At 64.9% G+C, this 7302-nt stretch carries 7 protein-coding genes (1 of these 7 only partly in view); 4 read left to right on the forward strand and 3 right to left on the reverse strand.

Translation table 11 applies throughout. The features are described from left to right. Positions 1–102: 102 nt before the first annotated feature. The 3 genes from K789_RS0111430 to K789_RS0111440 form a co-directional block, all read right to left on the reverse strand. On the reverse strand, positions 103–1458 hold the full coding sequence (locus K789_RS0111430; RefSeq protein ID WP_024366786.1) for a hypothetical protein: 1356 nt from the start codon (positions 1456–1458) through the stop codon (positions 103–105). Between the two features lie 172 nt (positions 1459–1630). Further along, positions 1631–1975, reverse strand: a complete 345-nt coding sequence (locus tag K789_RS0111435) for a helix-turn-helix domain-containing protein (protein ID WP_024366785.1) — start codon at positions 1973–1975, stop codon at positions 1631–1633. Beyond that, positions 1972–3105, reverse strand: a complete 1134-nt coding sequence (locus tag K789_RS0111440; RefSeq protein WP_024366784.1) for a tyrosine-type recombinase/integrase — start codon at positions 3103–3105, stop codon at positions 1972–1974. The genes K789_RS0111435 and K789_RS0111440 overlap by 4 nt, the downstream gene beginning before the upstream one ends. Positions 3106–3519: 414 nt before the next feature. Here K789_RS0111440 and K789_RS0111445 point away from each other — a divergent pair, with 414 nt between their 5' ends. The 4 genes from K789_RS0111445 to K789_RS0111460 all read left to right on the forward strand — a co-directional run. Beyond that, positions 3520–4230 (forward strand): TetR/AcrR family transcriptional regulator, encoded by a 711-nt coding sequence (locus tag K789_RS0111445; RefSeq protein ID WP_024366883.1) that lies wholly within the window; start codon positions 3520–3522, stop codon positions 4228–4230. A 126-nt stretch (positions 4231–4356) separates the two neighbouring features. Further along, a complete protein-coding gene (locus K789_RS0111450; RefSeq protein WP_024366884.1) occupies positions 4357–5610 on the forward strand; it encodes an acyl-CoA dehydrogenase family protein in 1254 nt (417 codons plus the stop codon). A gap of 35 nt (positions 5611–5645) precedes the next feature. Then, on the forward strand, positions 5646–6842 hold the full coding sequence (locus K789_RS0111455) for an acetyl-CoA C-acetyltransferase (RefSeq protein WP_024366885.1): 1197 nt from the start codon (positions 5646–5648) through the stop codon (positions 6840–6842). Next, positions 6839–7302: the beginning of a long-chain-fatty-acid--CoA ligase gene (locus K789_RS0111460; protein WP_237739582.1), read on the forward strand. Its footprint extends 1111 nt past the window's final position; the window shows 464 of its 1575 coding nt (coding positions 1–464); the start codon lies at positions 6839–6841; its stop codon lies beyond the right edge, outside the window. Before K789_RS0111455 ends, K789_RS0111460 begins: the two co-directional genes overlap by 4 nt.

A 7302-nucleotide genomic window follows, 5' to 3' on the forward strand; every position in this document is an offset into this window, starting at 1 on the left:
AACTGGATAAGCGGGTTATCGCTTTGGGGTTTATTCCTCGCTCCGTGGGCGAGCTGAGGGTCTCTATCGATGATGCTCGCCGTCATACCCTCTGGTGCTTTGTCACTGGGTTTTGTTCGCAGTTTGGTCGCGACTGCGCTCTTCGGCGAAGCGGGGGTTCTTGCCGACAACGTAGCTCGACATGGGTGCGCCGGCGGCTCCCGCGTGGCGGGACAGAGTCTGCTTGCTGTATCCGAGCATGCGGGCAAGTGACGTGGCGTCAATTTCTTTGACCAGGCTCTGCAGGGTGGTGTTGCGGATGCCTTGGATGTTGACGCCCATCCCGCGCAGCTTCAGGAGGTGGGTGTTGGGGGATCGGGGTGCTCCTGCGCGGACGCCCGGGAAGAGCCAGCGTGTATCGCGGTTGACTGTCTGTTGGCCGGCGCGGTCCTGGAGGTGGGCCCAGAACATGGGTGCCAGCAGCTCGGGAATAGGTGCCGGATACCGGCCGAGACTGAGGAACATGCCTTTGCCGGTCACTTCGACGTCGTCGATGGTGAGCATGGCGATCCTGCCGATGGGGATGCCATAGAGCAGGAAGATCAGCCCCGCGATGCGGATCGACAAGGCGACGTTGTCGGCCTCGATGAGCTTGCGGACAAGGTCCAGGCGTTCCTGCTGGCTGAGGACGGGCGTCGTCCTGGCCAGCCGCGCAGCGACCTGGATGTCCTTCCCCGGCGTTTCCCGCTTGAGGTATTGGATGAAGTTCCGGATATGTCGACGGGTTGAGGTGCCCTCGGAGAGGTATTCGTCGATATGTATCTGGCGGAAGGAAGCTGCTGTCCGGCGGTGCTCATCGAGGAGCCAGCGGAGGAACTTTCCGGCCTCTGTGATCTCCTGCTTGGCCGAGCGCACGGCATAGTTCATGTTCTTCGTCGCGGATGACTCCGCCCGAAGTCTCTTGAGGTGATGCCAGCGGGCGAAACGCTCGATGGGGGCGTGGATTTCCGGCGTCGAGGAGAGCTGGTCGAGGCGTTCTTCCAGCCACTGCTCGAACATGGCCAGCTGCCGGTCTTCCTGTGCGGGCAGGATCCGGTTATGAGTGAGGATCGCGCGGACGTGCTCGACCGCCGGCGTCTTGGGCAGTTCGTCGAAAGCCCGGTGGGAGAGCTCGATCTCCCTGTCACCGATCCGTTTGAGCAGCCCGGCGGACCGGCCACCGTTGCTGCGCAGCCAGGTGTAGATGCTCTCCGGCCGCGTGGCCCCGGTCAATACCTTGATAAGGCGTTTGAGCCGCAGGTCGGGTGGGTCATTCGGCCTCAGAAGCTCCGTCAGATCGTTGGCGAGAACGCAGGTGATGCAGTGACCCCCGCGGAAGCGCTCGGCCTCGCGGCCGCAGTTGTCACAGGTGAGGTCCGTCGTGATGCCGGCGCATTCGCGACAGATGTCGTCGCCCGCATCCGTTCGACCTGGCAGCATTCTGTCGGCACCGCAGAGCGGGCATTGACCGTATCGGTGGGTTGCGTTCGTGAAGCATATTCCGCAGATCCGTCCGTCTGGCCAGCGGACCCGGATCTTTCCGGTGGTTCTCCCGCAGCGGTCGCAACCCTCGCTCGTCCTGTTTGATCGGGGACGACCGCGCGGCTTGAACTCACTGCTCATCGGGACGGGTAATGCGGGCGCGGACCGGGCGGTAGGCCTCCATCAGGGGGACATCCGTGCCGTCGCCGACGGCGGTCCGACGGCGCTGGGTGCGGGTTTCCGTTCCTGTGTAGGTAAAGATTTCGTTGGCTTCGACCTTGAAGATGTCGCAAAGTGCTGCCAAGACCTGGAAGGCGATCCGGTCCGGGTTCTGTCCGACGAGTCGGTAGATCTGCGACTCGGAGAGCGTGATGCCACGCTCCCGAAGCGGAGCGACCAGATCGCGGCTGTTGCGCATCCCGGCGCGTGCCATCAGCTCCTTGACGCGGAACTGGTAGTCGATTTGACGGTTCATCGTGATGCCTTTCCGGAAGGCGTTGTGGGTTTGGTCAGCAGCTTGCTGTTGCTGGCCAGGAGGGTTGTGTTGAGCACGCGTTCCAGTTCGCGCGCGGCGAAGTCGGGGGAGGGAAGTGTGTAGATCGTGGTCGTCGCTGTGTGCTCGTGGCCAACCTGCATCGAGATGAACTTGGTGTCATAGCCGTACTCGGTCTGCATGTGCGTGACATAGGACCGTCGCAGGGAGTGAAGGTCGAGCCCCGGCGGAAAGCCGAGTTCGTCGAGGAATCCGCGCATCCGATCCCGGAGGTTCTTTTCCGGAACCAGGCCGCCGCGGCCAGTCGGGAAGAGATCGCTGACAGGCTGCCCGTAGCGGGGAAGACCGCGTTTGACCCAGTCATCAACCGCCTCGGCTGCCCAGTCCAGGAGGGTCAGCACGGACCGCTGTTTCTTGGGGGAGCCCTTCTGCGACTTCCCGAACCGGACGCGCAGAATGCCGTAGTCGCCGAAGTACGGAGCCTTGACATTGCGGGAGAAATCGACCAGGCCGAGGTGACGGAGTTCGTCGCGCCGAAGGCCCCAACCGTAGGCGGTCTTGAAGGCGACGGCGTCACGCCACGCGGCAAGAGCGCCCTTGCGTCCGGAGTTTATGATCCGTTCGACTTCCAGGTCGGCTAGGTCGAAGAAGGCCTGCAGCTCCTCGAGAGTAAAGGCACGCTTCTCCGGACCCATATCGGCATCCTGGACGTGCCTGGCTTTGTTGAACTCGGTGATCACCTGGGAAAAGGTTGTCCCGAAGAGGCGCCCGCAGTTCTCGTTCCACGGGTATTCAGGGTTGGTTGCATACTCGCAAAACAGTTTGATGTCCGTCTGGTAGGCCCGGACAGTGGACAAGGCCAGGTTCTCGACACCGCGAAGATGGTCGAACAGCTCGTCCGCGTCGACGGGGGCCCACTCCCACGGATACTTGCCCGAGAAGTCCGCCAGGCGCATAACAGATGCGACCCGGCGCCTGGTCGTTTGCATGGTGAAGTTTTGCGCCGAGTGCGATCGCTTCCACCCGGTGAGCACCTCGCTCAGGAACCCGTCACGATCCGGCTCTCGATTAGGCAGCGGGAGGAACGCGAGACCGCCGAACTTATCACCCAAGGAGCCTCCTATGTCGACTGCAATTTTTGCAGTCAAAATGCAAAAAATGCAACAATGAGACACAAAATGCCTGATCAGACCCGGATTTTGCGACACAGGAAACCACAACAGTTCGCCTCGCCCGAGGTGATCCTGCGCGTGGCGAATCGAGCGAATCGCCTGGTCAGGGCCGATCTCGGCTCCTGAGCGATCGTTATCAGAAGTGGATGTATTCGCAGAAAATGCGAATAGCCTCTTTACTACCTTACATAATGTTGATTATCGGCGTTAGGTTAAGCGCTGCGAGAGGGGTTGAAGATCGACTGCTCGGCCGGGGTTCTTTCTCCGCGCTGATGCATCGTGATCCGCCGGCTGTGCGGCCATCCGCGCCGGAACTCCGGAGTGCCAACCGGCCGTTGTGTTAGATTTCGGCCCATGATCTCGCGCCCCACAAGCCACGACGCCGACAGGCCCGCTGCCGCCGCTATCGGGCTGCTGGCGAAGCAGGGCTATGACACAACGTCCGTTGATGAACTCGCGGACGCCGCCGGTATGAGCCGCAGCACGTTCTTTCGAAAGTTCGGGTCGAAGGAGGACGTTGTTTTCGCCGACCACGAGCGGATCCTGGGGCTGGTGACGGAACGCCTGGCGGAAACGATGCAGGAACCCCTCGCGGCTGTCGAGGACGCTGCTCTGCTGGTTTTCAATCATCACCTGCGGAACCGCGAAACGTCGCGCGCGCGATACGAGCTGATGCAGGCCGTGCCGGCTCTCCGGGACCGTGAGCTGGTCACCTCCCACCGGTACGAGCGGGCATTCCTGCTGCACCTCCTGGATAAACTGCCGGAGGGCGAGCTGCGCGAATACAAGGCTGTTTCCTTCGCGGCGGCCGCGGTCGCCGTCCACAACGCCTTCCTCCGGCAGTGGCTCCGTTCGGCACCGGCTGCCCAGGAAGCAGCGGGTGCGGACCGGGAGCGATCCACGGCGCTCGCGAACGAACTCCGGGCCCTCTCCGACATCTTCCGGCCAGCGCTGGTCGGCACCTTCGCCTCGGCGCACCCGTCCCCGGCCGTCGTCGTGACCGTGCTGACGGCCGGTGCAGACAAGGAAGCGATCGTGCAGGCGGTCCGCGACGCCCTGCCCTGACGCCGCACGCTTCGTTGACACTGAGTTTCTTGACGCGGGACTGCGTTTCAGTACATCCTTGGTTGATGTGGCGTGAGCCACAACACGTAGGCGGCACCACCTGCTGCCGAGACAAAGGACCAACAAATGACGACGACGTCACCCGACTCCGGGTTCAGCGCACGGGCTTCGGACCACTTTCCGGCCGGCACCGTGGAACCCGGCTACGTCCTGACCGAAGCTCTCGGCACGGACCCGGCGTCCGTGTTCGCCAGCATCACCGACGAGGACCGCGGCTTCTGGGAGCGCGCCCGCAACTTCGTCCAGAACGAGGTCCTTCCCGTCATCGACGGCTACTGGGAACGCGCCGATTACCCGTTACACCTGGTCAGGCGCCTGGGCGAGCTGGATCTGCTGCGTGACGGAGTCCACGTCGAGGGATTCCCCACGATGAGCAGGATGGCTGCCGGGCTGGTGAACATGGAAATCAGCCGCGGCGACGGTTCTGTGGCAACCATGATCGCGGTCCAGGGCGGTCTCGCCCTGCGGTCCATAGCGGAGTGCGGGTCTGCCGAACAGCAGGAGCGCTGGCTCCCGGCGGTCGCCGCCGGTAAGGAATTCGCTGCCTTCGCGCTCACGGAGCCTACCCACGGCTCGGACGCGGTGGCCCTGGAATCCACGGCCACCAGCACGGACGGGGGTTTCCTCCTCAGCGGCGAAAAGAAGTGGATCGGCAACGGCTCCGTGGGCGGGGTTTGCGTAGTCTGGGCCCGGGGGGAGGACAGCCAGGTTCACGGTTATCTGGTACCGCAGGACTCCCCCGGCTACTCCGCGACGAAAATTGAAGGCAAGCTGGCCCTGCGTGCCATCTGGCAGGCCCACATCCGGCTGGAGAACGTCTTTGTGCCGCAGGAAAATGTGCTGCCGGGGGCCCGGTCCTTCAAGGACACCGCGCGGGTGCTGCTGGCCACCCGGCTGGGGGTCGCCTGGTCCGCCGTCGGGCATGCCACCGCGTGCTACGAAACCGCCGTCCAGTACGCCAGGCAGCGACTGCAGTTCGGCCGGCCGTTGGCCGCCTCCCAGATCGTGCAGGAACGGCTTGCCCGGATGCTCAGCGAACTGGCCACGATGCAGCTGATGGTGGTTCAGATGACCCGCCTCGATGAAGAAGGGGCGCTCACCCCCGAACAGGCGTCACTCGCGAAATTCACCTGCACCCGCATTGCCCGGGGCATTGCCTCCAATGCCCGCGACCTCCTCGGCGGCAACGGCATCCTGCTGGCAAACCGGGTCGCCCGGCACCTCGCCGACATCGAGGCCATCCACACCTATGAAGGCACCGAGACGATGCAGGCGCTCATCATCGGGCGCGGAATCACCGGAATCTCCGCCTTCGCGTGATCCACGCCAAGCCTGCCAACCCTGAAAGGACTCTCTTGAACCAGAACGCCAACATCCCCGTCATCCTCGGCGGCGCCCGGACACCCTTCGGACGCTTCCGCGGTGGGCTCGCGCCCTTCTCCTCGAGCGAACTGGGCGCGCACGCCATCCGCGCCGCCCTGGACCGGGCCGGCGTCGCCCCCGAACAGGTCGATGCAGTCATCGTCGGACAGGTCATCCAGGCCGGAGCCGGCCAAGGTCCCGCGCGGCAAGCCAGCCTGGCCGCGGGCATCGGCTGGGACGTGCCCACCGTGACGATCAACAAGCTCTGCCTTTCCGGGCTCACAGCCGTGATTGACGCCGCCCGGATGATCCGAGCGGGGGAAGCCGACTTCATCGTTGCCGCCGGCCAGGAATCCATGACCAACGCCCCGCACTTGGTGCCCGGGCTCCGCGCCGGCGTCGTCGTCGGGGAGGCCCCGATGCTGGACTCGCTGTACCGGGACGGGCTGCAGGATCCGGTCAGCGGACTGCTGATGGGCGAAGCCACGGACGCCGGAAACGCGGAGCGCGGCATCACCCGCGCCGAGCAGGACGCCGTCGCAGCCCGGTCCCACCAGCGGGCGGAAGCGGCCCGCGCCGCCGGCGTCTACGCCGAGGAAATCGCCCCGATCGACGTTCCCCGGCGTAAGGGTCCCGCGCTGACTCTCGCGCACGACGAGGGCATCCGCCCGGAGACCACCGCCGAATCCCTGGCGCAACTCCGCCCCGCGTTCTCAAAGAACGCAACGGCAACCATTACCGCAGGATCCTCCTCCCCGCTCTCCGATGGTGCCGCCGCCCTGGTGATCGCCAGCAAAGCGGCAGCCGAAGCGGCAGGGCTCGAATGGATCGCCGAAATAGGTGCCCACGGCCAGACGGCGGGACCCGACGGATCGCTGCATTCCCAACCCGCCCGTGCCATTGAACTCGCCCTCAAGCGCGAGGGCCTCACCGCGCAGGAGCTCGATCTCGTCGAGATCAACGAAGCCTTCGCGTCCGTGCTCATCCAGTCCGCCAAGGACCTGGGCATCGAGCCGGAGGACATCAACGCCGAGGGCGGCGCCATCGCCCTCGGGCATCCGGTAGGGGCTTCCGGCGCGCGCCTGGTCCTGCACCAGGCCCTGGCGCTGAAGCGCCGGGGCGGAGGCGCCGGTGTCGTCGCGCTCTGCGGCGGCGGCGGCCAGGGTGACGCCCTGATCCTGAAAGCATGACCATCCCTACGAAGAAGCAGGCCATGAATACCAACAATCCCGAAGAGGGTTTCGGAACGATCTCCGTAGCGGCCATCCTGGCCGAGTCCGCGCGAAGGACTCCGAACCGCACCGCGCTGATCGTCGGTGAGGAGGAAACCAGCTACGGCGACCTCTGGCGTGAGACCCGCGCCTATGCCGGGGCACTGCGGGCGCGCGGCATCGGCCCCGGCGATGCCGTTGCCGTGCTGATCCCGAATGTCGCGGACTTCGCCCGCGTCTATTTCGCGGTCCTGTCGCTGGGAGCCATTGTGGTTCCGGTGCACGCGCTGCTCAAGGCACGCGAAATCGAATACGTGCTCCAGGACAGCGGCGCCACGATGCTGATCTGCGCCGCTCCGCTCCTGAAGGAAGGCGCTGCCGGTGCCGCCAGCACCGGGACCGATCTTCTGACCGTGATGGCGCCCGACGACGGCGGGCT

The organism is Arthrobacter sp. TB 26 (assembly GCF_000427315.1).
Taxonomy (GTDB): domain Bacteria; phylum Actinomycetota; class Actinomycetes; order Actinomycetales; family Micrococcaceae; genus Arthrobacter.